Annotated in this window: 18 protein-coding genes; 5 read left to right on the top strand and 13 right to left on the bottom strand. The window is 56.3% G+C overall.

The genetic code is table 11. The features are described from left to right. Positions 1 to 147 precede the first annotated feature (147 nt). Complete coding sequence (locus E0E37_RS07705; RefSeq protein ID WP_165445269.1) at positions 148 to 1,638, top strand: DUF4430 domain-containing protein; 1,491 nt, start codon at positions 148 to 150, stop codon at positions 1,636 to 1,638. Positions 1,639 to 1,777: 139 nt separating this feature from the next. Continuing rightward, positions 1,778 to 2,494 (top strand): hypothetical protein, encoded by a 717-nt coding sequence (locus E0E37_RS07700; RefSeq protein WP_130862459.1) that lies wholly within the window; start codon positions 1,778 to 1,780, stop codon positions 2,492 to 2,494. Between the two features lie 140 nt (positions 2,495 to 2,634). Here E0E37_RS07700 and E0E37_RS07695 read toward each other — a convergent pair whose 3' ends face one another. From E0E37_RS07695 to E0E37_RS07675, 5 genes are all read right to left on the bottom strand, one after another. Beyond that, positions 2,635 to 3,978, bottom strand: coding sequence for a DUF2812 domain-containing protein (locus tag E0E37_RS07695; RefSeq protein ID WP_130862458.1), 1,344 nt, complete (start codon positions 3,976 to 3,978; stop codon positions 2,635 to 2,637). A gap of 17 nt (positions 3,979 to 3,995) precedes the next feature. Then, positions 3,996 to 5,234: a DUF2812 domain-containing protein gene (locus tag E0E37_RS07690; RefSeq protein ID WP_165445268.1), complete on the bottom strand. Its 1,239-nt coding sequence runs from the start codon at positions 5,232 to 5,234 to the stop codon at positions 3,996 to 3,998. A 76-nt stretch (positions 5,235 to 5,310) separates the two neighbouring features. Beyond that, positions 5,311 to 5,907 (bottom strand): PadR family transcriptional regulator, encoded by a 597-nt coding sequence (locus E0E37_RS07685; RefSeq protein ID WP_130862456.1) that lies wholly within the window; start codon positions 5,905 to 5,907, stop codon positions 5,311 to 5,313. 241 nt (positions 5,908 to 6,148) lie between these two features. Further along, complete coding sequence (locus E0E37_RS07680) at positions 6,149 to 7,162, bottom strand: putative ABC transporter permease (RefSeq protein ID WP_246019662.1); 1,014 nt, start codon at positions 7,160 to 7,162, stop codon at positions 6,149 to 6,151. A gap of 19 nt (positions 7,163 to 7,181) precedes the next feature. Next, positions 7,182 to 9,314, bottom strand: coding sequence for a DNA topoisomerase 3 (locus E0E37_RS07675; protein WP_246019682.1), 2,133 nt, complete (start codon positions 9,312 to 9,314; stop codon positions 7,182 to 7,184). Positions 9,315 to 9,528: 214 nt separating this feature from the next. Between E0E37_RS07675 and ybaK the strand changes: the two genes are divergently transcribed. After that, positions 9,529 to 10,026 (top strand): Cys-tRNA(Pro) deacylase, encoded by a 498-nt coding sequence (gene ybaK / locus E0E37_RS07670; RefSeq protein WP_130862454.1) that lies wholly within the window; start codon positions 9,529 to 9,531, stop codon positions 10,024 to 10,026. Here ybaK and E0E37_RS07665 read toward each other — a convergent pair. The 8 genes from E0E37_RS07665 to E0E37_RS07630 all read right to left on the bottom strand — a co-directional run bounded on the left by E0E37_RS07665 (position 10,023) and on the right by E0E37_RS07630 (position 22,707). Further along, positions 10,023 to 11,690, bottom strand: coding sequence for a GGDEF domain-containing protein (locus tag E0E37_RS07665; RefSeq protein WP_130862453.1), 1,668 nt, complete (start codon positions 11,688 to 11,690; stop codon positions 10,023 to 10,025). The two genes, ybaK and E0E37_RS07665, sit on opposite strands and share 4 nt — an antisense overlap. 51 nt (positions 11,691 to 11,741) lie before the next feature. Then, entirely contained in the window at positions 11,742 to 12,143 is a 402-nt protein-coding gene (locus E0E37_RS07660) for a metal-dependent transcriptional regulator (protein WP_130862452.1), read from the bottom strand. Further along, positions 12,140 to 13,657: a sodium/proline symporter PutP gene (gene putP, locus E0E37_RS07655; RefSeq protein ID WP_130862451.1), complete on the bottom strand. Its 1,518-nt coding sequence runs from the start codon at positions 13,655 to 13,657 to the stop codon at positions 12,140 to 12,142. Before putP ends, E0E37_RS07660 begins: the two co-directional genes overlap by 4 nt. An 87-nt stretch (positions 13,658 to 13,744) precedes the next feature. Next, positions 13,745 to 13,933, bottom strand: a complete 189-nt coding sequence (locus tag E0E37_RS07650; protein ID WP_207302932.1) for a DUF951 domain-containing protein — start codon at positions 13,931 to 13,933, stop codon at positions 13,745 to 13,747. Positions 13,934 to 14,023: 90 nt separating this feature from the next. Then, complete coding sequence (locus E0E37_RS07645; protein WP_130862450.1) at positions 14,024 to 15,928, bottom strand: type I glutamate--ammonia ligase; 1,905 nt, start codon at positions 15,926 to 15,928, stop codon at positions 14,024 to 14,026. A gap of 208 nt (positions 15,929 to 16,136) precedes the next feature. Next, positions 16,137 to 19,109, bottom strand: coding sequence for a UPF0182 family membrane protein (locus E0E37_RS07640; RefSeq protein ID WP_246019661.1), 2,973 nt, complete (start codon positions 19,107 to 19,109; stop codon positions 16,137 to 16,139). A gap of 191 nt (positions 19,110 to 19,300) precedes the next feature. After that, positions 19,301 to 22,198 (bottom strand): zinc ribbon domain-containing protein, encoded by a 2,898-nt coding sequence (locus E0E37_RS07635; protein WP_130862449.1) that lies wholly within the window; start codon positions 22,196 to 22,198, stop codon positions 19,301 to 19,303. A 317-nt stretch (positions 22,199 to 22,515) separates the two neighbouring features. After that, the gene (locus E0E37_RS07630; protein WP_130862448.1) at positions 22,516 to 22,707 is read right to left on the bottom strand and encodes a hypothetical protein; all 192 of its coding nucleotides are present in this window, start codon (positions 22,705 to 22,707) and stop codon (positions 22,516 to 22,518) included. Positions 22,708 to 23,019: 312 nt separating this feature from the next. On the opposite strand from E0E37_RS07630, the gene E0E37_RS07625 reads away from it, so the two are divergent. Continuing rightward, positions 23,020 to 24,369: a sigma-54 interaction domain-containing protein gene (locus E0E37_RS07625; protein WP_165445266.1), complete on the top strand. Its 1,350-nt coding sequence runs from the start codon at positions 23,020 to 23,022 to the stop codon at positions 24,367 to 24,369. Between the two features lie 76 nt (positions 24,370 to 24,445). Then, positions 24,446 to 25,831 (top strand): sigma-54 interaction domain-containing protein, encoded by a 1,386-nt coding sequence (locus E0E37_RS07620; protein ID WP_130862446.1) that lies wholly within the window; start codon positions 24,446 to 24,448, stop codon positions 25,829 to 25,831. The last annotated feature ends 169 nt before the right edge of the window (positions 25,832 to 26,000 follow it).

The raw sequence follows: 26,000 nt of genomic DNA, 5'->3' as shown, positions 1-26,000 counted from the left end.
GGAAATCGTGATATACTATATCTATATAAGCAATTTTACCCGCGAGGGATAAAGTCCCGGTCCACGAGTCCGCAGGCCCTTTGATATACAGGGGAATCGGCCTGTAGGAACCGACCTGGGAAAATAAACAGTTAAAGGAGAATGGGAATGGGAAAAAAGAAAAACAAAACGCGTCTGACCGCTGTGGCGCTGTCCGCCGCGCTGCTGCTCAGCGCGCTGACCGGTTGTATGAGAGAATTGACCGAGGAACAGTCCACCGCTCTGGTGGCTCTGCAAAATGCGGTCACCTATTATGAATCCACTGGAACCCTGTCCGACTGGGCAGATCTGGTAGCTCTGGCCGCCGCCAATCGGACGGACGGCATCGGCGTGAACTGGAACGCGCTCTCGCTTCCGGAGACGCCGGAAGCGCCCATACCTGCAGATCCGCAGGTCTCCGACGGCGCTCTCACTCCAGCCGGTATCGTGGACAGTCAATCCGGAGGGGATCAGGGCTCCCCGGAGACCGCGCCGGACGGCGCAGACGCGTCTCAACAGCCTGTCTGGACGCCCGTGGACGTATCCCTCTATCCGGGGGCGGTGATTTCAGACATCCTCAAGGGCGACAACTACGCCGCTGCGGCGGCTTCGCTGGCTTCGGCCCAGAATCCGGCCAGCGGCGCATTCACGGAAACGAATATCAGTCAGCACATCTGGGCAATGATCACGCTGAACGCCGCCCTTGGACGGGACGGATACAACTACGACAGCGCGGCGGCCTACCTTCTCACCTATCAGCGGGAGGACGGCGGTTTCGGCTACGCTGTGGATTCCACCGCCAGCGATGTAGAACTGACTGCGTCTGCTTCCATCGCGCTGGCTCCCTATTATGAAAAGAACCGCAAGACCGGGGAGATGAAAGCGCTTACCGGTTATTATAAAAATGCTCTGGCCGAAGACGGCGGTTATGCAGGAGCCGGCGGCGAAACCGCCGCGTCCATCGCTTCCGCCATTTCCGGCCTGATCGCGCTGAAGCAGCCTCTGCCTGCGGCGGAGGACGGAAGCACCCCTCTTGACGCTCTTCTGAACTATCAGAACGAGGACGGCAGCTTCCGCGCGCTGAAAGAAGGCGAGCACACGGCAGACTCCCTTTCCACACGGCAGGCCACACTGGCCCTGTGCGACGTGATCAACGACGCCAACGCATATCTGATGCTGGCGGATGACGCGGAGAGCTATCGGATCCAAAATATCTCGGGGCCTGCCATCACGCTGAATATCGACTACCCCAACGGCTCCGACATAGCAGACGTATCCGCGCCCTTCACCGTTGAGGAAGGCGGCACTGCACTGGACGCGCTGGTGCTCTACGGCAAAATCAAAGAGATCCCCGTCGTATTCACGAAGGGCGACGCCGGTTACGTACAGAGCATCAACAATATTTCTGAAAAAGAATACGGGGACAGCAGCGGATGGACGTTTACGGTTAACGGCGTATCGCCTATGCAGGGCGCCGCGCTCACAGTGCTGTCGGAGGGCGACGTTCTCACCTGGACCTACATCACCAACGCCGGATCAGTTATGGAGCAAAACGGCGGAGACAGCGCCGGTGATGGAACCGGCGGCGCCGACAGCGGAACGCCGCAGGCCGCCAATTAAACTATCATGCAATAACCATCCCCTCTACACACAATCAACAAAATTAGAGGTTATACTGGGTTCGTAGTCAGATATGAGAAATATTACAAGGTAAGGCGATAATATCTTTAAAAGCAAAACAGATAAAACAGAGGACGCCATGAACAGAAAAAACAGAGCGGGACAAAGCAAGGGTACTCTGGCTCTGATTATGGTGACCGCAGCCTGCTGTGCAGCGCTGCTCAGCGGATGCGCCGACGGCGACGCTTTTGCGGCTACTCCGGTCAAACTGCACATCGACGGAACGGACGTGTCTGTTCCCTACGTGGCGATCATCAACAGCCGGAAAGTCTCCCTTGACGAATACCGATATTACTTTTTAAATGCAAAATACACCATGGACGGCGGCGACGAATCCTACTGGGACGACGACGCCAACGGTACAAAACTGCGGCAGCTGAAGGCTCAGGCGCTTCAGGCGCTGGAGGAGACCTTTGCAGTGGAGTCTCTGGCCGACGAGCTGAATCTCTGTCTCACCGAGGAAGAGCAGTCCCAGATCGACAAGGATGTGAAAAATCAGATTGCCGCGCTGGGCGGCCTGGCGGAGTATGGGCAGGCGCTCTATGAGAATTATCTCACCGACGAGCTGTATCGTTACCTGTGGAAGACCAACTTCTACTGTGAAAAGCTGTGGGCCTATTACTTTACCTCTGAGGGTCCGTATTTTGAACCAAACGCAGACGGCGCTCTGACAGACGACGAACTGGATGAGCACTACAGAATTAAATTTAAGGCGGTGATCGCGGAGGCCGTCGACAACCTTTCGGTTGAGCTGGCCCCGGAATACGATCTGATCACCGTTGACTCCCTGACGTAGGGCTTTCGCCCACAGGCGCGGCAGCGCGTCGGGGAATAGATTTCTCAATTTGCTTTCCTTCTTTTAAAATCAGATACACACACCCGAGAAACCCCGGATCTATCTTGACCCGGGGTTTCTCATATCTATCTTTTTGTCCTTCATCCGCCGGAGGTATCGCTGACGGAGAAGAACCACACCTCGCTGCCGCACCGCACCGCGATGATGGTGCCTCCCTCCATAATGCTCCACGACTCATCCCAGCCGTCCTCCGGCATGCGGTGGCCGCCCAGCTCCACCCCGGCTGTGCGGATCTTTTCCGTCTCTTCCTCAGTCAGAGACACTGGGCCGCCGAACCGCTCCAGACGGCCGGCGACAGCGCAGGTGACGGCGGCTGCGTAGTTTTCATTTCTCGCTTTAAAATACCAGTTATACGAAACTTCCACGTCATTTCTGTATATTTCCGAACAGTAATAGCCGGACGCCCGCAGAGGCTCTCCATCCGCCCGGCCGTACGCCGCCAGCCACAGGCCAAAGATCCCCCAGACGGCCAGAAGCGTCCAGCCGATGACAGCCCGGCGGCGGCAGACCGGCGGGTCGCACCAGCACACGCCCTCCATCTTCTGATCCGCGGGAGAACCTTCGCTGCGCATCTGCTGCCGGCGGTATCGCCCAAACAGCAGGGAAATGATCAGCAATCCCGTCAGCAGAGGCGCCGTCGGCACGGATAAACTTCCCTTCTCCACCAGAGCCAGCCGGCAATACGACCAGAACCAGGTCCCTGCCAGAAGCAGCGACAGGACCCTGAGAGCCTGACGGAACAGCCTTACCGGTGCAGCGAGATCTCCCCGGCGGCGGCAGGGCCTGAAATAATTGCGCAGGCCGTGCAGCAGGTACCAGATCCCCAGTCCCGCGGTCAGAGGGAGCAGCGCCAGAATATTGATCTGTTCCGTCCAGGTCGCCGTATAGATCCAATCCGATCGCATCCTGTAGACCGCAAACATGCTCCAGACCAGACACAGCAGCAGCCAGATAAGCGCGCCCCCTACCAGTTCTTCCTTCCGCGCAGCCTTTCTGAAATTCTGCGCTTCGATCTCTTCATCCGACTGTACCGGCGCCGCTCTGGAACTCATTCCGCCCATCTCCTCCAAAGCGGCGCCGGCTGTCCCTGTTCCCACTCCGGAAATAGAGTCTTTTGCACCGCTGCCGGTCCGCTGCGCGTCTCGGCGGCGTCTGAATATCTTATGTTTTTCAAACTGCCAGACGATCTCCCAGCCGTCGGCTGCACAGAGTTCCAGATAAGGCTGGATCTCTCTGTATTTCTCCGGTTCAAAGTAGTCTTGGCAGTATTCCGCCCCCAGCCCCTCCGTCTTCTCGTATTCGGCCAGCAGCCCGCAGCAGCACAAGCGGCGGAAGCGCAGCCCTCTGCGCTCCATGGTCTCCATATAGCCGGCGATCTCAGCAAAGGACAGCGCCGGCCAGATCCGCCAGGTAAACTTCCCCATACTCTCCCATCCCCCTATCACTGATACCGGTATGAGACCCAGATCTCATTTCCTCTGCGCACGATCCAGGGGCCGGCTCCCACAGTGTCTCCTTCAGACTCTGAACTGCACCGATAGATCGTCAGTTCACCGCCCTCCGGTATCTGGTACGGCCCCACCGGCGACAGTTCTTCTATGGGATCGACGCTGTCCGAAGACGTCCGGACCCAGCGGATATCCACCTGGCCCCGCGGCAGATAATCCAGATAATAGTCCATGATACTGTCTGCCTGCCGCGTTCCGTATGCCTCATAGTAAGCAGGCTCCACCCAGTGGACGCTTTCCTGCTTATACAGCGTACGGCAGTAAATGTTGCCGCGGATGGAGAGAAGCGTTCCGCTGTCCGGCCTGTAAAAGATCAGCGTACATGTGACGGCTGCAAGGGCGGCAGCCAGCAGCGGTCTGGTCCAGGGCTTACTGTAGGGAATTCCCTTCATCCCGATCTTCTGCGCCTCCCTTCCAAGGCCCAGGCTCGCCCTCCTGAACGAACTGCCGATGATCAGACCGACGAGAGCGCCGCACGCCCCCGCCGGCAATCCGTCCTCCAGACACATGACCAGGATATCCAGCCACAGGAGCAGCAGCGCCGTTTGTCCCAGAACGCCAAGGACCGCAGACCTGCCTCGAAAGGTGGGATTGACCCCCGCCTGTACGCCGCCAAACCACCCGAAATAATTGCGCAGAGCAAAATATAGATTCCAGACCACGCTGCACAGATACAGCACGGCCACTCCTATGCCGGACAGCTGCAGCAGCAGCGGCTGCACGGGAAATTCCGCCGCAAACTTCGGCGCCACCAAAAATCCGAACACCAGAATGAACACCGGCAGCAGGAGAACGTTCTGCAGTTCTGCCTTCCGGCTGGCTCTCTTTACCTTCTCCCGATAGATTTCCTCATCGGTGTGGAGCGGCGGCGGCTCCACGCCCTCTTTCTCCCGAAATATCTTGTTCCGCTCAAACTGCCAGACGATCTCCCAGCCTGCCGCATCGCAGAATTCCAGATACTGCTGTATCTCTTTTTCCTGATCCTGCGTGACCGGGTCGAAATAATCCCATCCGTACCGCGTCTCACCGGGCTCCCGGCGCTCGTACTCTCCGATCAGCCCGAAGCACCGCAGCCTGCAAAGGCGCAGCCCCTTTCTCTCCATCCATTCCAGATAGGAAGCGATGTCGATGCCGGAGAGAAGCGGCCAGATCCGAAACGTTCTGTTCTTCATATCGAAACCCCTTTTTCTTTCATCGGCGCGGCCCGTTCCCGGCGGCGCCGTTTCTCCGTTTATTTTCATCGACCGTTTACGTGGCGAAGATCCCCTTCCGGTTCCGGAAGCCGCCGCGAAAGCCCTGGCGTTCTCCGTTCCCGTCTTTTTCCTCTTCTCTCCCCTTCTCTTCCTTCCCGCTGTTCTCCCGTTCCTTCTTTTCCTCCTCGCCGCCTGCTCCCTCTTTTCCGTCCTCGCCTTTTCGTTCCTCCCGCTGCGATGGAGCGCCGGCCGTCTTTTCCCGCGTCTTCTCCTCGGCCGCGGCCTGCGTCTCGGCCGCCTCCGCCAGAACGGGTTCATAAGTGATGGGCAGCAACGTTCCCGCGCTGTCAAAAAAGCGCTTCCCGTCCTCTACCATGCGGTTCAGACGGCAAAATTCTTCCGTCAGCAGTTCCGCGCCCTTCGGCGTGATCTGATAGATCTTCTTTCTGTCCTTCTCCATGATCTGCGCGATGATCCCCTCGCCCTCGAATCGTGACAGCAGCGCATAAAGCGTTCCCGCTCCTACCTGGACCCGGTTCTCAGTCATCTCCGTGATGCTCTGCATGATCCCATAACCGTGCTGCGGCCGGATCAGGGCCAGAAGCAGATAATACATCGGCTCTGTCAGCGTCTTCAACTGTTCCCTCGCCATTTTTCCTCTCCCTTTCGCACCCACTACAGTCCGACAGTCGATATATCGAATGTCGCTATATCTATTATCAATAGATTACTCCTGACCGCAGAGTTTGTCAACCTGTAAATCATATATCCGGTTGTGATGCGCCGGACTCTCCGCCGGTCTGGGTACGGATCGCCCGCCAGATTCACGCCGCAAAAAAGGCTGCCGCTTTCCGCGGCAGCCTTTCCCACTTTCCCTTTCAGACGCCTGCCGGCTATTTGAGCCCACAGCGCTTTTTGATCTCTTCCAAAGCCTCCGAATGTTTGCCGGATTTCATTCCCGGGAACGCTTTCACGATCCGCCGATGGATAAATCTGCTTCGCCCGGCCATTTCCTCGTATTTATCCCGCAGCTCCTCGATCTGTGCTTTCAGCTCAAGCTGCTTCTGTTCCCGTTCCGCTTCCGCCGTCAGACGGCGCTCCGCAAACCCCCGCTGGCGTTCTTCCATCTCCGCGCGCAGCCTCTCCTGCAGATCTTCCGCTTTTCCCTGAAGCTCTTCCCCGGCCTCCAGCAGCGCTTCCCGCTTTTTCAGCAGTTCCGCTTTTACATCCTCGCTTTTTTCCTTCAGTTCTTCGGTCTTCGCCGCCAGCTCCGTCACGTTCTCAGATATGCTCTCCCCCAGTCGGTCGGAGGTCTCCCTCAGCATGGCCGCGATCTCATCCATCTGCTCCATGCGCTTATTCAGCTTGAGAATGGAGGCCGCCGTCACGCCGGCGTCCGCTGCGAAGGCGGACAGGACCACCGCCAGAACGATCCATCCCGCCGTCTCAGGCACCAGTTTTACCGCCCCGGCTACAGTGGGGTGAAAGATGTCCATGATGAACATGCACGCCAGCCCCCACAGAACAGAGAACTTCAGGCAGATATACCCTCCCAGGTTAAAAGGCATATCCGAATAATCCCACCATTTATCGTGAAAGACCTTTTCCAGAACAAAACCCGTGGTCCATTCCAGCGCGGATGTGAGCAGCACAGAGCCTGCAAACAGGACGGGCCCGTTATCCGAAAGGGGCGTCAGGGCTCCTATGACCAGCACGACGCCGAAACCGTAGATCGGGCAGACAGGTCCGTTCAGAAATCCCCGGTTGACAAACGCGCCTGTGCACAGAGCCGCATACGCCACCTCCGCGCACCATCCCAAAAAAGAATAGATAACAAAAAACCACAAAAAATCATATTGATCATAAAGATCGAACGCAGACATGCCCTTCACCCCTTTTCTATCCACGTCGCCGCCCCGGCGGCCCTTACCCCCGGCGCCGCTCCGGAAATTCCAGCCTGAAATTCACGTATTGACCCGTGTCTACCATCCTCACGTATGCTTCATACGTTCCCCCTGTCCGTTCGGAATACAGGTTGACGCAGCGGATACGCCCTCTCTGCAGCAGCGCTTTTACCATGGGCTTGGTCAGGGGCTTCTTCTTGGAGACAAAGAATTTTTCGTCTTTCCAGATAACAAAATCGCAAACGCCGCGGTCCGCCTCGCAGTAATAGTTGGTACGTCCCTCAAAGATCCGACGGCCGCAGCGGGGGCAGATCCCGATGATCTCCTTCCCGTTCTCCGCAAAGTTTTCCTTATAGCTGTCCACCAGCTCCGTCACAAAGGCCCGGATCCCTTCCATGAATTCATCCCGGCTGGCCTGGCCCCGGTAGATCTGCTCCAGCTTCTGCTCCCACTCGGCGGTGAGCACGGCGCTCTTGACCTTTTCCGGTACGATGTCTACGATGCGGTAGGCCTTTTCCGTGGGCAGCAGATTCTTCCCTTTTCTCTGGATAAAACCCGTCTTGATGATCCGTTCGATGATGCCAGCCCGCGTGGCCGGCGTCCCCAGCCCGGCTCCCGCCACTTCCTTTTTCAGGTCCTCGTCCTCCAGCGTCTTCATGGCGTTTTCCATGGCGGAGAGCAGCGTGTCTTCCGTGTAGGGCTTCGGCGGCTTGGTCTCTTTTTTTTCGGAAGAAAGATCCGGCTGGTGCAGGACGTCTCCCTCCGCCAGCGCGGGAAGCAGCGTGTCTTCCTTTTCTTCCTTCGCGCCCCTGCCCTTGCCTTTGCCCTTCCCTTCCTTCTTCTGAGGTTTGACCAGCAACGGGGCCAGCTGAGCCGCCACTTCCTTAAATCCGGCCTCCGTCACCATGCGGCCCGTGGTCTTAAACTCTTCCCCCTCGATCTCCACCGTCAATTCCGTCTTCACGTACTCGTGGGGAATATAGGCCGCGGTCAGCAGCTTGTAGGCGATCATCCTGAGAATATTGGCTTCGTTCACCGGCAGGCGGTCGGACGCCTTCAGCGACTCCACCGTCGGGATGATAGCGTGGTGATCCGTCACCTTTTTATCGTTGATCAGCCGGTCTGTTCCGGCCCGCTCCGGATCGTAGGTCTCTTTCGTTTTCGGATCCAGCCAGGGGGCCGTCAGAAGACTGCGGATCAGCTGTTCCGTGCTCCCCTTCATATCCGCCGTCAGATAGCGGCTGTCTGTTCGCGGATACGTGACCAGCTTCTTCTCATAGAGATTCTGCGTGGCGTCCAGTGTCTGCTGGGCGGACAGCCCCAGCATCTTGTTGGCTTCCCTCTGCAGCGTGGTCAGATCGTAGAGCGCCGGCGGATTTTCTTTCATCTTCGTCTTCTGGATCTGTGCGGCGATCCCGTCTCTGCCGCGGCATTTTTCCAAAAGCGCCGCGCTCTCCGCCTCCGACTCCACCCGTCTGGTGACAGAAAAATCAACTCCGTCGTGGGTACAGGCCGCCGTCAGCACATAGTAGGGCTTTGCGTCAAAGTTGTCGATGGCCCGCTGGCGCTCTACGATGAGATTGATCGTGGGGGTCTGTACCCGGCCCACATTCTGCGGCTGATCCGACATGCAGGAAAAGAGACGGGAAAAGTTGATGCCCACCAGCCAGTCCGCCTGCATACGCGATACGGCGGCGTCATAAAGCCTGTCATAATCGCTTCCCGCCCTGAGGTTTGCAAATCCGTCTTTGATCGCCTTATTTTCCATAGAGCTGATCCAGAGCCTGCGAAAAGGCTTTTCACATCCTGCCTGCATATAGACCAGACGGAAGATCAGTTCGCCCTCCCGCCCCGCGTCTGTGGCGCACACCAGTTCGTCTACCTCCTGACGGTCCATCAGGGATTTTACGATATCAAACTGCCCCTTCGTGGATCCCGTCACCTCGTATTTCCACTGATCGGGAAGTATGGGCAGATCGTGTATCCTCCATTTTTCATACCTGGGATCGTAGGCCTCGGGCATGACGGATTCCACCAGATGACCCACGCACCAGGTAACGCAGCAGCCTTTCCCCGTATAAAATCCGTTCCCTTTCCTGTCGGCGCCAAGGACCTTCGCAAGCTCCGCCGCCACGCTGGGCTTCTCCGCAATCACCAACTTCAAGATCGTCTGTCCTCCTTATCCTCTCGCTTCCCGCGCTTTTCTTTTTCCCTTACCGGCTTTCGCCTCTTGCCATCCCGTGATCCTTCCGGCTATAATGATAGCGGAGCGACTCACACAATCATCAGCACTGACGGAGCGCCCCGCTCTCCGGCCATTCTGCCGGGGCCGGCGGCGGCCGTCTGCGGAAAGGACCGGAGAAAAAACGATGTCAAAATCCAATGATAAAACGATCAAAACAAACGCCCTGCGCATTCTGGACGCAAAAAAAATTCCTCATGAGGCGCACACCTATGAGGCGCCCGGCGGTTTCCTGGACGGCGTTTCCGTCGCGAAAGCCACCGGGATGGACGTCCATCGCGTGTTCAAGACCCTGGTCACCCAGGGGGCCAGCAGAGAATACTATGTCTGCGTGATCCCGGTGGCCGAGGAACTGGATCTGAAAAAAGCGGCCAAACACTTCGGAGAGAAAAAGATCGAGATGATCCACGCTAAGGATATTACCAAGGTGACCGGATATATCAAGGGCGGCTGTTCCCCTGTGGGGATGAAAAAGCCGTATCCCACGGCCATTCACCAGAGCGCCGCAGACTTTGAAAACATCGTAGTCAGCGGCGGAAAGGTCGGTCTCCAGATGGATCTGCCGCTGTCCGCTCTCTGCGAACTCACCGGCGCCGTCCTTGCAGATCTCACCGTGAAGGCTTAAAAAGCCTTCCGGCTCTCCGCCTTCTCCTGATACATGCGCATATCCGCTGTGCGGAACAGTTCCCGCGTATTGGCTGCGGCCGCCTTGCTCAGCTCCTGATATGCGTATCCCGCAGAAAAGTCGATGGAGCATTTCTCCTTCAGCCGGCCGATCAGCTCCGCAGCCTTCTTTTCTTCCCTGTCTTCTCTGTCGTATATCAGTACGGCAAACTCGTCCCCTCCGATACGGTAGATCTGACCGACACCCTCGAAAACAACCCGCAAGCTTTCCGCAAATCTGACGATCATATCATCTCCCGCCATATGACCCTGCGTATCGTTTGTCTGCTTCAGGTTATTCAGATCAAAGAGCAGCAGAGACACGCAGCGGTGATCTCCCGCACCTTTCCGCAGTTCTTCCATGTCCCGGTCGAAAGCCGCCCGATTCAGGAGCATCGTCATCGTATCGGCGTAAGCCAGCAGCTTGTAGGTGGCTGCTTTGACGCTGTCCCCCAGCAGCGCGGCGCCTTTTCGGACGGTACCCAGACTGAGCGTGAGTATGAACAGAAACAATCCCCAGCGGAAAAACCGCGCGTAATCACCGGGCCGGTCCCCATAGAACCCGGCCAGACTCAACACCGCGCCGGCGCACAGAATGCACAGCGCCGGAAGGACCTCGCTGCTGAAGCCCTCTCTCCCGCAGAGGACGCTGCGCGCACAGACAAAGATGATCCAGCTCATGCCCAGGAACATCAGGATATGCGTCGAAGGCAGCGTCTCCACCAGATCTTTGATCCCCGCCATGTTCAACGCGGTATTCACCGCGAAATTCACGAGAAACAGCAGGCAGAGCATATTGGGCACCGGCGTGCTGCGGCGGCTGGCCGATCTCAGGTAGAGCAGGATCGGCACGGGAAGCAGCATGAATGTGTGAAAGGACAGCGAATAGATCGCCGCTACGTTGGAAATGATCAGCTGCAGGATCCTGCTGTCCGTGAGTACCCAGACCGATGACAGAATGGCGAAAACGCCCAGATAAAAAAACTGTCCCCGTCCCAGGTCCAGCTTCTTCAGACGAAGGACCCCGCAGAGGATCAGCAGCAGGACCCCCAGCAGGGCGGTAAAGCAGACGAACGACAGAACGCCTGCATTTTTTCGCAGCAGCGAGAGCACCACCGCCCCCTCCTGCCCCAGCACAACTTCCTGAAGGGAGTTAGGGATCTGGGAAAACGCAGTAGTCAAATGGATCGTCACTGTCTGCCCGCCGGCGTCGGAGGGCAGGGAAACAAAATTCCACATCGAGCCGATGGACTTGCCAAAGCGCTGTCCGCTGTCCGTTCCCGCTTCGTATATCTCCTGACCGGACAGAAAGACCCGAATCGCCTGCTGCCTGGTCTCCACGCACAGGATATCCCCCGACCGCAGATCCTGAGGCAGCCGGCGGGCGTACACCTCCGTGCTTCCGCCCGAACCTCCAACCGGCGTTTTTCCCCCGTGCAGCTCGCCCGGCCCGCTCCTGTTCCAGCCTTCGGAAAGATCCGTCACCTGACGCTCCGGCAGCAGGGGATTGCCTGGTTCCACATTCTGCATCACATAAAACGTCAGAAAAACCACGGCGAGAACCATGATGAGAAACAGCAGCGAGATCGCGTGGTCCCAGTCTTTTTTCTCCCGATTCCAATTCAACGGTCCCCTCTCCCTTCGTTTCAGTCTTTCCCGCTCAGGCCGGCCGGGAGATCACTGCTGATCAGATCCCAGCGCTTCCATGGCGTCCGCCGTTTCCAGCCACAGCTTCATCTGCTCAAAGGTCTCGTCGCTGATCACATGTTCGATCCTGCACGCGTCTTTCTCCGCCGTCTCCTCGCTCACTTCCAGCGCTTCCATGAAGAAACGTTTGATCTGGCAATGCTTTTCGTACACGCTCCACGCCTTCTCCCGCCCCTCGTCTGTCAGCTTCAGATTTCCATCCTTCTCCATGACCAGATACCCGGCTTCTCTGAGAATGCTCATGGCCCGGCTGACGCTGGCCTTTGTAAAATCCAGATGATTCGCCACGTCGATCGAACGCACGGATCCCTTTTCCTTCTCCAGGATCAGGATCGTCTCCAGATAATTTTCACCAGACTCCTGCAGTTTCATAACTCTCCTCCTGTCACTTCCTGCTGTCCCGCCGCTGTCCCGTTATTCTTCACGCGGTCAAACTCCTCCGTGATCTCCCGCGGCACGCTGGTGAGCAGGCTCACACAGACGATGACAGCGGAGGAGATAAGAAATCCGGGAATGATCTCATAAATATTGAAAACGCCGCCGAAACCGGCCTGCTTCATATAATACCAGAACAGATCCGCTACGCCGCCGCTGATCATGCCCCAGACCGCCCCCTGCCGGGTCATCCGCCGCCAAAACAGAGCGAACAGGATCAGCGGTCCGAAAGCGGAACCAAAACCGCCCCAGGCGCAGGATACCAGGCCAAAGACAGAACTGTCGGGGTCTATAGCCAGCAGGATGGCCACCGCTGTGGTCAGCGCCACGGTCAGCCTGCTGATCCACACCAGAGAGGATTCCGACGTATCTTTTTTCATCAGCGTGGCGTACAGGTCCTTGGACACGCTGGACGCCGCCACCAGAAGCTGAGAGCTGGCCGTACTCATGATGGCGGCCAGAATAGCTGTCAGCAGGATACCCCCTACCACATTGCTGAACATAGCGTTGATCATTTCCATGTAGATCGTTTCGCCGTCGGCCAGGTCCGGCATAAACGCCTTGCCGATCACGCCGATCAGCACCGCCGTGCTCAGCGTGATGACCACCCAGATCATGGCGATGACCCGTGATTTCTTCACTTCTTCCGGCGATGAGATAGCCATGAATCTCGCCAGAATATGGGGCTGTCCAAAATACCCCAGACCCCATCCAAGAGCGGACGCCAGCAGCATGGAGTCGATGGCTCCATCCTTTACGGGAAACAGCGCGAAGGTCTCCGAAGTCAGCCCGCTCAGGCGCGCTCCTACCTCCGCCAGGCCTCCCATCTCCCCCACCGCCATGACAGGCACGGCGATGAGAGCGAAGAACATCATCGTGCCCATGATCGTATCCGTCCAGCACACGGCGGTAAAGCCGCCCAGCGCCGTGTAAGACAGCACGATCAGCGCGCCGATGACCATTCCCGCCTTGTAATCGATCCCGAATACCGTCGAGAACAGCTTTCCGCCTGCGGCAAACTGGGAGGACGTATAAATAAGAAAGAAAATCACAGTAAAGACTGCCGATACTGTGCGCAGCACGTGCCTGGAATCCCGGAAGCGGTTTTCAAAAAAATCCGGCAGCGTGAGCGAGTTCTGTGAGACCTCCGTGTACTGTCTCAGCCGTTTGGCCACAAAAAGCCAGTTGAGATACGTACCCAGCATCAGTCCGATGGCTGTCCAGATCGCCTCCGATGTGCCGCGGAAGACCACGTAGGCCGCTCCCGGCAGGCCGATCAGTAGCCAGCCGCTCATATCCGAGGCCTGGGCGGACATAGCCGTGACCCAGCTGTTCAGTTTTCTGCCGCCCAGAAAATAATCGGAGAGGTCGTTGGTGCTGTTGTAGAACTTCAGCCCGATGAGCACCATTCCGATCAGAAAGACGGCGAAGATGATCGCTTTTGTAATCATAAATTATCTGTTCCTTTTCTATCCCCTGCTCCTGCCTTTCGATCAAGGCAGCACGTCGCTGCATCCTGGATCAAAGCGCGGTCCCGCCTATTCCTTCGGCGATATTTTTCTGATCCGCTTTTCCAGATCAGTACGTTTCATCCAGATCTGCGCCCCGCAATTGGCGCACTCGATTCGAAAATCCATTCCCGCTCTTCTCACCGTGAATGAATTTCCTCCGCAGGCGTGAGGTTTCTTCAGCTGCAGGCTGTCGCCCACTTCTATTTTCATCGGCATATCAGTCTCCGTCCTCCCGTGGGCGCGCCGCTCATCCGGCCCGCCCCCCGTTTTTGCCGAACGGACCTGCCCGGCGGCAGGTCCTACAGCTTAGAACAAATTCTTTTTGTACTGAGAATACATCAGACCCAGCTCTGCGATCTTCTGCTGAGCCAGAAGCTGCAGCTCCGATGCTTTCTCGAACTCTTCCTCGTCCAGCGCGTCTTTCACTCGGCTGAGCAGCGATTTTTCATTGATGGTATCCTGTGCCAGCTCCCGGCGCATTTTGGAGATCTTGCTCCACATCAGATCATCCAGGTCCGCGCATTCCTCCGGATTGTGGCGCTTTCTGCAATCCCTGACAAAATTCATCGTCTCCGGTATGATGCGGTTGTGCAGCTCTGTGGCCCACTGAGCGATGATCGCGTGTTTATAGGACTCCAGCGACAGGCGGTCCATGACGCCTTCCCGCATGAGCACTTCCAGTTTCTCCGGATACAGGTCGAAGGCCCTGATGTTTTCCCACACCGTGGCCGGAGCCCTGCCAAACAGCCGGTCCCGTTCCTCCTGTGTGAACTCTTCAAACACATCCCGCTCCGTGCGGTATTCTCTGTCCTTTTCCAGATAGAAATCTCTCTGCCCTTCTCTCTTGGAAATGGACGCCTCCAGCTCTTCCGGCGTCTTTCCGTTTTCCAAAGCGGCCTTGATGCCGTCAAGCATACACATGAATCCGGAGGCGATGACCAGATAGGTATTGCTCTTGGGATTGGGGGAACGCAGTTCAAAACGCGTGGACAGCGGATTGTTGATATCTCTCACCAGACCCACCAGTACCGTTCTGTTTCTGGACGGCATCTGTGCGGAATGGCCCAGAGATGTGACGATACACACCGGCGCCTCAAATCCGGGCTTCAGACGGTTCAGCGCGTCGTTGGTGGAGGTCACAAAAGGATTCATGATCTCATAATTCTTCAGGATGCCCATAAGGGCCCCAAAACCGATGGGACTGAGAAAATCCTTTTCCCTGTCCAGCGGTGCAAAGAGACTGACCACTCTGCCGTTTTTCAGACGGGCGGCCACGCCCATGTGGGTGTGCTCTCCGCTGCCCGCCACGCCGCGGATCGGCTTCGCCATAAAGGTAACGTCCAGCCCGTGCGCACGGAATACATCTTTCACCACGTATTTGACCTGGTTTTCGTTGTCGGCCGCCTGGATGGCGTCGCTGTATTTCCAGTCGATCTCAAGCTGTTCCATAATGTGATCGTAGTTTCCCGAGCTGCCCAGCTTGGCCTTGACTCCGCCCACTTCCTTATGGCCCATCTCTACTTCGAATCCGTACTGATCCAGCATGATCAGGGATTTCTCCAGCGCCGTGCGCACCGGACCGATGGTCCGCTTCCAGTACTGCTCCTTCAGAACCTGAGAGGTGGACAGCTGTTCGCTGTCGCCCTTGTCCTCCGGCGTCTTTACCCAGAATTCCAGCTCCGTGGCGGAAGTCAGAAGGATCTCGTCGATCTCATCCACGGAATCCACAGGCAGATACCTGAACACATAAGGATGTTCGCGCATGAGCTTCATGAGCCCCGCCTTGAAGGCCTTCACCGCATCCCGCAGGATGACCCGTGAACCCACTTCAGCCGTATCGTTGTGCACCAGAAAAGAAGGGATCCGCAGCGTGCCCAGAGGAAGCCCCGTCTCCTCGTCACGGTTGTTCAGATTGTAGTCCACATACCAATTTACATCCATATCGGGTATGATGTCCACCTTGGCGTTATTCAGCTGTGCGATCCTGGGAAGCACTACGCTGGACCCGTCGGTCTGGACGCCCTGCGTCAGAAACTTTTCCATATCCGCCATAAACATCTTTACCGGGATCTTTTCATCCGTATCGTGTCCGCCGATATCAATGCCCACCAGCGAAACGAATTTCACCTCCGGGTGCTTTCCGAGTATTTTGTACACCTCGGAGACCGTATGTAACTCCTTTGGTATGTTGAACAACATCTTTTCTAACATAAATCCGCTCCTTTTCTCATTCCTGTTCTGCGGTGGCGCCGCCGGAAAGATCCGGCGGACAGGCCCCGCCTCAAATTTGAAACGGGGACAGGCCTCTCCCAGGCTTCCCTGCTGCTGCCGCCCCCGTTGCATATTTTATTCCTTATCCCGCCGAATGCGGCGAGTCAGATCCTTATCCAGTGCCGAAATGTCCAGCACAAACTCTGCGCTACTGCGCTTCGCCGGCGTCCTGGCCGTTTCCGGCGTCCGCTCCGCCTGCATCCAATGCGTTTCCGCCCTGATCCGCCGCTTCGCCGGAACCTGCGGGCTGCATCAGCGTCAGATACTTCTGGAGCTCGTTGAGATATTCCCCGTAGCCGGACCAGTCGCCCTTCTGCTGAGCCTCCACCGCATTCTCGAAGGCTTCGTTGGCCAGCTGCGCCATCTGCTCCATGGTCATTACATCTGACGACTGTCCTCCGCCTTCCGTACCGCTGCTGTTTTCCCCGTCCGCCGCCGGCGTACTGGAGGACAGCGGATCGCCCGCGCCTGCGCCGAACAGTTTATTCAGCGCCTGAGCCAGGGTGGACTCGTAGGCGATCTTGTCGCCGTAAGCCACGATCACCCGCTTCACTTCCGGCAGACTGCCGTTGGCCGCTTCCAGATAGACCGGCTCGACATAGACCAGCGACTGTTCCACCGGGATGACGAACATATCGCCCCTGCTGTAATTGGAACCGGAATTGTTCCACAGCGAGAACTCCTTGGAGATGTTCGTATCCTGATTGATCTGCGCCTCCACCTGCTGCGGTCCGTAAATGATCCGGTCCTTCGGCAGACGGAACAGCACCAGCTCCCCGTAGTGACCGTTGTCGTTTCTGGCCACCAGCAGTCCTGTCATGTTGTTCTTGTTATTGGGCGTGTAAGGAATGGAATTGATGAATTCCACGTCCTGCTCGCCGGGCAGCTTGGTGATATAGTACTGAGGCGTCATGACCTTGGACTCCTGTCCGTAGGTCTGCATGGCGATGGCCCACAGGTCTTCCTTCTGATAAAATACACGGACATCGTTCATGTGATACTTCTTGTAAACGTTGGCCTGTATATTGAACAGATAGTTGGGGTATCTCACGTGAGCGCGCAGCGCCTCCGGCATGGCGTCGAAATTCTTGAACAGCTGCGGATAGATCTTCGCCAGTGTCATAGCCACCGGGTCGTCGTCATCCACCAGATAGAAATCCACGTCGCCGTTATAGGCGTCCACCACGACCTTTACCGAGTTGCGGATATAATTATCGTAGCTCTGTTCCGTATTGTAAGGCTCCGAATACGGGAAATAGGGGCTGGTGGTATACGCGTCCAGCATCCAGTACAGTTTCCCGTCCACGGTCACGATATACGGTTCATCGTAACTCAGGAAGGGCGCGATCTTCTTCACGCGCTCCGACACGTTGCGGTTGATGATGATCCTGGAATTGCTGTCGATGTTGGAGGACACCAGCAGCTTCAGGCTCTGTTCCCGGATAGCGAAGACCATGCGGTTGAACAGGTTCATGTTGATCCCCGCAGTTCCCTCATAGGTATTATATGCATTGCTCTCGCCGCTGGGATAGTCAAATTCCTGTTCATCCGTATTTACGACGATATAATTGTTCGTTTTCTCTCCAAAGTAGATCTCCGGACGCTCGATCTGAATTTCTTCCACGTCGGACACAGGCGGAATACTGTCGATGAGCATATCCGGCTGACCGCTGGCGGTCACCTTATCCACCCGGGAAAGGGTGATGCCGTAGCCGTGGGTGTATTTCAAATGTTTGGTCAGCCACTGATCGCCGATCTTCGATTCGTCGATCTCACGGGCGGACAGGAATGTCTGCGTGTATTCGCCGTTGATCATATAGCGGTCCACATCCACGTCGTGGAACGTGTAATAGGACCGGATGCTCTGCGTCTGGTTATAGAACTGAGCCGCCGGCTCAAAATCGTTGATCCTGATATTGGAAAATGTTCCCATGTTGTTCAGGATATCGTCCTTCGTCAGCGTATTCTGCGCCGGGAAATCCTTGATGGAAATATCCTGAAGATCATAGGCCATCTGCGTATAAGTGATGTTGTTCATCAGATATTCGCTCTCTTTGTTGATCTCGTCGGGGGAGACCACCACGTTCTGGACCACTGCGGCGATCCCTGTGCCGCCGATGGACAGCACGATCATGATCACCGGTACCACCAGCGCCGTCTTCACCTTTTTCTTTTTGACGCCGACCACAAAGAAAACGGCCGCCAGCAGCGCCAGACCCATGAGCACCCGGTAAATGAGCAGCGTCACGTTGATATCCGTATAGCCTGCTCCGTAGAGCAGACCGGTGCTGGAATACAGCAGTCCGAACTGCTTAATGTAAAAGTTCGCCGCGACCATCAGGAAAAAGACCACGCCCATCACGCTGATCTGCGTGGATGCGATGGACAGGAGCTGACCAAAATTGCTGCGGTCAAACTGCTTGGTCTGTCTGCCCGGACGGCGGCCGCCAAAGCCTCCCGCCGCATTCTCAAACATCTCGCCGAAGGGACCAAACTGGCTGAAGTTTCCGCCGAATCGGGGCCCTCCGTCCTGCTCCGTTTCGTATTCGGGCTCCGAAGCAGGTTCAAAGATCTGCGGATGCCGGAACGACATCAAAAGCATATAGTATAAAACCGTGATCAGGAAGAACGCCCCCACAATGGTCAGGCCGATCTGGTTGAGCTGGGACAGGAACTCCAGCTTGAACATGTAAAAGCCCACGTCGTTGTTGAAGATAGGATCGGCCACACCGAAATCCGTGGCGTTGGAAAACTGCAGGATCTGAAACCACAGCTTCGTCACCGTGGAAAGCGTGGCCAGCACGCCGAATCCCGCGCTCAGCACCAGAGTGAAACGACGTACCACTTTTTCACTGGCCCCGGGAGCGTCCGCCACCTCCACCTTCTTGTAGTACCCCTTTTTCAGCGCGTTCAGGTACAGATACGTCAGTCCGGTGATCACCACCAGCGTGGGTATTCCCAGTTTCAGCTGTGTAAAGAGCTGTTTGAAGAATACGCTGACGTAGCCCATTTCCCTGAACCACAGATAGTCGCTTATGAAGCCGATGATCGCTCCGAAGAACATGAAGATCAGGAGCAGCACCACAACAACTGCGACAATTCCAAATTGTTTTTTCTTCAATCTTATTCCCTCATTTCAAAAGTTAAGATCTTCTTCCCACCGCCGCGTGGGGCCGCGTTTTGCATAAAGCTCCGCAGGACCGGGCCTGCTCCGCAGCTGGCAGAGCCGCCGGACCCTTTGGGCCTCTCCTATTCCATTCGGTCTTTTTCGGCGACGGCATTAAGGTTCCCCAACGCTGCGGGGAAGCCGGCCTAGACCTCGTACCTGGTATAATTAACGATTTTCATCTCGTCGCCCACGGGTTCCAGTTGATAGATCCAATGATAAGTCACGATTTTAGTCTGACCGCTTTGCGTCTTTTTTATCTGCTCTTTCGTCCAGACGTAAAACCCGTTTTCACCCTGGCGGATCTCGCCGATCTGCAGCAGCTCAAAGCTCTGCGTCTCTTTCCCCACCCTCGAATAGGTGGACGCGTAGCGATACGCCTGACTGCCCTCCTTCAGAAGGCTGAGCGCATCCTTCGTACCGCTGTTCACATAATCCTGCCACTGAGAATCAAAAGCGATGATCGTCCCCACCACCGCCTGGTCGTAATACAGCGTCTCTCCAGAAGGAAGAGTCTTCCAAATATTATTTTCCAGCGGCTTTGAGTTTTCAATGTCTTTTGTTTTGTATCTTTGGCCCGACAAATATTTGAGTTCGTCGGATGCCGAGATCTCTTTTATATTCTTGTTTTTGGAGCTCTGCGAGGCGATCAGCGCCGTCTTGTCGCTCATGGGCGCAGGGTCCGGTTTCTCCCCATCTGCCGTTCCGTCCAAGTCCGCGCTGCCGTTCTCTTCTCCCGCCCCCGCCGTTCCTTCGGCGGAGCCGTCCCCGTCTGCATCACCGCCTGGCACGGGATCATCATCGCCAGACAGTCCTTTAAAAAAATCCGACACGCCCTCCACCGCTCCGCTGAAGATCTGAACGATGCGCACTTCAACACTGCGGACAGCGTCCGCAGCCGCGCTCTCCGGGGCAAAATACTTGATGCCCAGGGCCGCGATCTCTATGACTAGGATGACCGCAATTATGGTCAGAATGATCTTCCCCCCGCGGCCTCCCTTTTTCTCTTCCTCTTTCTGTTCTTCCGACTCGGGTACCACCGCAAACAGGCTGTTCAGCGTATTCTCATGCCAGGGTTCCTCCATGGCCGCCGGTCTCGCAGCCGGTTCCGGACCCTTTTGATCCGCCTTTATGCCAGCCTGCCCCCCGTCCTCTGACTTCCGGTCCGGCGCGGAAGCCGGGTCCGGCGCCGGAACATAAGCGGGCGCCATATCCGGTGCGGCCGCCGGGTCGGGAGCAGATGCCTGGCCAAAACCGGCGGGCGGTCTTGCCTGCGCTCCCGCCTGAGCGGCGGCGCGCACTTCCTTCGCCTCCACCACCCGCGTCCGCATGGTCAGCTCCGCAGGAGGCTCGTATCTGCGGGTATCCGACGATGTAGTCCCCGCGCTTTCCTTTATATAAGCGGTGACCGGTCTGCCGCCGGGCGCGGGCTCCGAAGCCACGGCCGTGCGGTACACTTCGCTGCCTGCAGGCCCGGAGATCACGCTGACCGTCTCCCCCGGCGCGCTTCCGCCGGCCTTCACCGCCACGGTGACCTGGATCTCCGCGTTGGCTCCCGGCAGAGTCTGTCTCGTGAGGGTCTCCGGCTGAGGCTGCGGATAGGGTTCCGCCGCATGGCGTAACAGATCCGCCGCCTGACGCTCCTGCTCCTCTTTTTCCCGTCTGGCCGCCTCCGCCTCCGCTCGTTTTAACGCTTCCTTCTCTTCGGCCAGCTGCTGGATCATCCTGTCGCGGGCTGCCGCCATCTCCGCCAGTTCCCTGGCCAGGGCGCCGGAGGGAGCCGCCTTGCTTTCCGCAGGGGCAGCTGTTTCAGTCGTTTCATCCGTATCTGACGAAGATCCCGCAGCCGTCGTCCCCTCTGATTCAGCCGGGGCGGCTTCTTCCGCCGTTTCTCTCTGAACCTCATGGGTACTGGGCTCAGTCCGAAATTCATTCTCCAAAGCTGCGGCTGCAGCCGCAGCCGCGATCTCATCAGCTCCCAGCGCCGTGGTATATCTCCTGACGATCTCGTCCACGCTTTTTTTCTGCAGCTCGATGGACGGGATCCCGCTCTCCTCCGTGAAAGGAGGCGCCGGTTCTTCTGCTTCCGCCGGCGTTTCCGGTTCTCTCTGCTTCCCTTCCGTCTCCGTGGGGATTTCCGTATGGCTGGCCGGTTCCGCCGCCCGCTCTCCCGCTTCTCCCCGGGACTCTTGCGGCGGCGCCGTCTCCGCGTCCCTGCGCTCCGCCGCTCTGCGCGCTTCCTTCTGGATCTCCGTCAGATCTACCGGCATCGTTCTGCGCCGGAAAAGGTCCTCCACCGGCACCGCTTCCTCTGCCGGGGTAGTCCCCTCCAGGATCATCCGCTCAAATTCGCTCTGCGCCTCCGAGACGTCCGGTCTCAGGTAAACATCTTCTTCCTCCCGCTCAAAACTGAGGTCCGGCTCCACATAAGGCTCGCCCTGCTCCCGCCTCTTCAGTTTGTCGTACTCTCTGTCCAGAAGCTGCTGAAACTCCTCGTTTTTCTTTGTAAAGGTAAAAAATTTCTCGATCTCTCTGACGCTCTCTTTTCTGGCCGCCTCTGCCTCCGCCTTCTTCCCCGCGCTCTGTTCGCCGCCGGAAACGCCTGTCCCCTCCGCGGCGCTTTGCCTGATATCCCGGGCCGGCTCCTGAGCGTTCCCCGCTTCCGGCTTCCGCGTCTGTTCCGTTTCCCCTTCCGCCCCATCTCCCGATTCCTTCACCGGCTGCGTCTCACGCTCCGCCTCCCGCTGCTTTTCGGCTTCAGCCTCAGCCTGCCGTCTCCGCTCATCCTCCAGCGTCCAGTAAAGATTCAGATCCTCTGTCTTTTTAGGCTTCGGAAAATCATATACGTTCCAGGTAAACTCCATATGACGGACCGGTTTGTCCCCGGCTGCTGTCTCGTCAGCCGCTTTCCCGGATTCCGCCGCGTCTTCTCTGCCGCCGGCCGGAACTGCATTCTCATCGGAGCGTCCGTTTACCTCAGCTCCACAGATCCTGCAGTTTAGATCCGTTTCATTTATGGGATTGCCGCATTTACTACAATACATGTTGGTCCTCCACTTGAACTCCACCCAATTATTAGAAAGTATTCACAGAAAAATGTTTTATAATTACATATGCAAATCGGATTTACATCGAATCGATATCGAAAAATAATTACACCATAATACGTTATATTATAATACACGCCCCCTGCAATATCAATGTTTTTTCCTGTACCGCCACAGGCTCCCGGAAAATTCTTCTTTACGCATTCCCGATCTTTTTCAAGGGACTCTTAACAAATGCAAAAACGCAAAAGGAGAGCGGCTCGAACCGCTCTCCCTCTGCATTCAGTACTATCGCGGCTAAAAATCCGCGGCGCTTAGTGGCACTGATTGGACTGATTGTTTTTGTTGGTCTGATTTGCCTGGTTGTTCTTGTTGGTCTGGTTGGACTGATTGTTCTTGTTGGTCTGGTTGCTCTGATTGGACTGATTGCTCTGGTTGTTCTTGTTGGTCTGATTGGTCTGGTTGGACTGATTGTTTTTGTTGGTCTGGTTGCTTTCGTTTCTCATTTTATTGTACCTCCGTTTTTACCGGCCGGCCTGTTTTCACCGGCCGACACCCAAAATGAACTTCTTTGTTCAACGTTTATTCTGCTCATTTGCGCCGGTTCTATTAGCGGAAAATCGAGGAATCTTAAAGAATCGTCATCGGCCGTCTCAGACATTCTGACCGGAGACATTTCTCTGCCGGATCACCAAATGCATGATCAAATCTATCATTTTCGCGGACGTGGGGAATCTTCCCGTGATATACTATCCGCAGAGACTTTTTCAGAAACGGACGAACATCTGCATCTCCTGCAGACTACAAAGGTGGAGCCAATGCTTAACAGCGGAAATTTTAAAGATTTCATTATTGTCGATCAAACGGAAAAAATCATTTATTCAGATATAGGAAATCCACAGTATTTCAAAGCAGGGCTGGAAGATCTGACCGGCCTGTTCCTGCACGATCTCTACACTGATATGGACAAGGGCTACCCCCTGCTGACCGCGCTCAGGGAAGGAACGGCGTCGGATTTTTTTCAGTGTGAGCTGACCACGGTCAGAGGGATCCGCCTCACCAAGACAGGATGCGCCTATCCCATCTATAAAGGAGGCAAGGCCGTGGCGGCCCTCGAATTCGCCGATTTCTTTTACGATAAAAATCACATCGGCGAGATCGAAGCCCATGCGGATCACCTCTTTTATCGATCCAATCATACGAAGTATATATTGGACGATATCATTACCGGCGATGAATCCATGGCCGCGCTGAAAAAGCAGATCGAAAAGTTTGCACTTACGGACTCCACCGTTCTGATCTACGGCGAAACCGGCACCGGCAAGGAACTGGCGGCTCAGTCCCTTCACAACAGCAGCCGCAGGTATCACAAAAAATTTATCTCCCAAAACTGCGGCGCTATCCCGCCCGGTCTTCTGGAATCCCTGCTGTTCGGGACGACGAAAGGCAGCTTTACCGGCGCGGAGGACAAGGCGGGGCTGTTTGAACTGGCTGAGGGCGGCACGCTCTTTCTCGATGAGATCAATTCCCTTGATCCCCAGCTGCAGATCAAGCTCCTTCAGGCTGTGGAAAGCAAAAAGATCCGCAGGATCGGTTCGAGCCGGGAGATCTCCGTTAACGTAAGGATCGTGGCGGCCACCAATGAAGATCCGCGGCAGCTCATGGCGGACGGCCGAATGATGCCCGATCTCTATTACCGCCTGGCTGTCATCTATATCCAGCTGCCCCGTCTGGCCCGGCGAAAGGGCGACGTGGCGCTTCTTGCCGATCACTTTGTCCGGTATTTTAACAGCAAGATGAATTGCAATATCCAGCCGCCGGATCCGGAGATCCTGCGGATCTTCGAACGCTACGACTGGCCGGGAAACGTTCGGGAGCTGCGCAACGTCATTGAGGGTGCCTTCGCCTTTTCTGAAAACAACAGGATCTCCCGCAGTGAAATCCCGCTCTACATCATCGAGGCCGCGGAATCCGCAGACCGCGGTCCGGCGGCGGATCCCGGCGGCGGGGCATACCCCACAGATCTGCAGGCGCAGACGGCTTTTGCGGAAAAAGCCATCCTGGCCAGGCAGTATGAGGAGTGCGGACGCAGTCTGAAAGCAGCCGCGGAAAAACTGGGCATCTCCAAACAGCTTTTGCGCTATAAGCTGAATAAATACGGCCTTTAGTCAAGAAACAGCAGGCCCCGCTGCCCAGGGCCGGAAAACCCTGCAGTCCGGCTGATCCAACTGAGAAGGAGAGGAAATGTCCAACGTGAAAAATAAAATGGATATCGATTCGTCATTCAGAGACATTATACTGGTGGACGAGACCGGCGCGATCAGATATTTTAATATCGGTGACCTTGACTTTTTTGACCTGAAACCGGAGGATCTTCTGGGGAAAAGGATCCCTCAGCTCTATGACAATCTCAGCGACGAGACCAGCACACTGATGCGGGCCGTCCGCTTCGGGGAAGAATACCTGGGATGCGTGCAGGAACTGATCACAAAGGGCGGCAAACGCGTCCGCCAAAAAAGCGATACCCTCTGCGTGAAGGACGGCGAACGAGTGGTAGGCGCCATCGAATTTGCCTTTTATAACGAGGGGAAAGATATCCTTTCCATCCATGCTCCCGCCGCTCCGCTGCGCGACCTGTCCCAGATCTCTCTTGACGACATCATCGGCGAATCTCCACGTATAACAGAGGTCAAGAAGAAGGCTGCGAAGGTGATCGATCTGCAGTCCCCGATCCTCATCACCGGACCCACAGGGACCGGAAAGGAAATGCTGGCCAGAGCCATCCACAATTCCAGCAAGAGGAGACAGAAAGCGTTTGTTTACATCAACTGCGGCGCTCTTCCCGAAAACCTCCTGGAAAGCATTCTCTTCGGAACCAAAAAAGGCAGCTTCACCGACGCGATGGAAAAAGAGGGTCTGTTCCAGCTGGCCGACAAAGGTACGCTTTTTCTCGACGAGATCAATTCCATGCCTCTGGGACTTCAGGGAAAGCTGCTGAAGGCCATTGAGGATAAATGCATCCGTCCCATCGGCGGCGAAGAAGAGATCTATCTGGACGTCAGGATCATCGCTTCCTCCAATCTGGGCGTCTCCCAGCTTTTAAGCGGCAGCTCTCTGCGAAAAGATCTGTATTTTCGGCTTTCAGTCATCCAGTTCGAGCTGCCTGCTCTGAAAGACAGGGACGAAGACGTGCTGCTGATCGCCGACTACTACATCGCCCACTTCAACCGCATCCTGGGCAGACGGCTCTCCGGCGTCTGCGGAGAGCTGCGCGATCTCTTTCTGCGGCACTCCTGGCCGGGGAACGTGCGCGAGCTTCGAAACACGCTGGAAAGCGCCTGCTACGGTGCGGACGGCAGCTCCATCACCGTCGGAGACGTTCAGGAACGACTTCTGACAGCCGCCGGGGAGAATCAGCGTACTGAATTCATGCAGGAATCACAGCTCATATGGGAACAGTACACCGGCAGCGGTCTTTCCCTGAAGGCATACCTCACACAGCTGGAACGGCGGCGGATCCAGGAAGCCCTCGCCCAGACCGGGGGCGATACAGGACAGACTGCGCGGCTTCTGGGCATATCTCCCCAGCTGCTTCGCCAGAAAAAACAGAATTTAAATTTGGAAAAATAAATTTTACGGGAAAGAATATTTTTTTACAAAAGGCCTCTTCTTCCGGTCCTTTTGTACTGCAGAGACCAAAAACACACCGATTCTTTGTGTTTTTGGTCTCTTTTTCTTTGCTTTTCTAATTGGCACGATAATTGCGATACATGAATGACGATTGCAATCAAATCTTTAT

It is taken from the genome of Bacilliculturomica massiliensis, assembly GCF_900605495.1.
Lineage (GTDB): Bacteria > Bacillota > Clostridia > Peptostreptococcales > Anaerovoracaceae > Bacilliculturomica > Bacilliculturomica massiliensis.
The sequence above is the reverse complement of the archived record's forward strand: the minus strand, read 5'-3'. Positions and strand labels throughout refer to the sequence as shown.

Coding starts and splice junctions, on each gene's coding strand:
- E0E37_RS07695 (WP_130862458.1), bottom strand. CDS start 3,978: ATGGGGAAGTTTACCTGGCGGATCTGGCCGGCGCTGTCCTTTGCTGAG.
- E0E37_RS07705 (WP_165445269.1), top strand. CDS start 148: ATGGGAAAAAAGAAAAACAAAACGCGTCTGACCGCTGTGGCGCTGTCC.
- E0E37_RS07620 (WP_130862446.1), top strand. CDS start 24,446: ATGTCCAACGTGAAAAATAAAATGGATATCGATTCGTCATTCAGAGAC.
- E0E37_RS07700 (WP_130862459.1), top strand. CDS start 1,778: ATGAACAGAAAAAACAGAGCGGGACAAAGCAAGGGTACTCTGGCTCTG.
- ybaK (WP_130862454.1), top strand. CDS start 9,529: ATGTCAAAATCCAATGATAAAACGATCAAAACAAACGCCCTGCGCATT.
- E0E37_RS07635 (WP_130862449.1), bottom strand. CDS start 22,198: ATGTATTGTAGTAAATGCGGCAATCCCATAAATGAAACGGATCTAAAC.
- E0E37_RS07685 (WP_130862456.1), bottom strand. CDS start 5,907: ATGGCGAGGGAACAGTTGAAGACGCTGACAGAGCCGATGTATTATCTG.
- putP (WP_130862451.1), bottom strand. CDS start 13,657: ATGATTACAAAAGCGATCATCTTCGCCGTCTTTCTGATCGGAATGGTG.
- E0E37_RS07645 (WP_130862450.1), bottom strand. CDS start 15,928: ATGTTAGAAAAGATGTTGTTCAACATACCAAAGGAGTTACATACGGTC.
- E0E37_RS07660 (WP_130862452.1), bottom strand. CDS start 12,143: ATGAAACTGCAGGAGTCTGGTGAAAATTATCTGGAGACGATCCTGATC.
- E0E37_RS07690 (WP_165445268.1), bottom strand. CDS start 5,234: ATGAAGAACAGAACGTTTCGGATCTGGCCGCTTCTCTCCGGCATCGAC.
- E0E37_RS07630 (WP_130862448.1), bottom strand. CDS start 22,707: ATGAGAAACGAAAGCAACCAGACCAACAAAAACAATCAGTCCAACCAG.
- E0E37_RS07625 (WP_165445266.1), top strand. CDS start 23,020: ATGCTTAACAGCGGAAATTTTAAAGATTTCATTATTGTCGATCAAACG.
- E0E37_RS07650 (WP_207302932.1), bottom strand. CDS start 13,933: ATGCCGATGAAAATAGAAGTGGGCGACAGCCTGCAGCTGAAGAAACCT.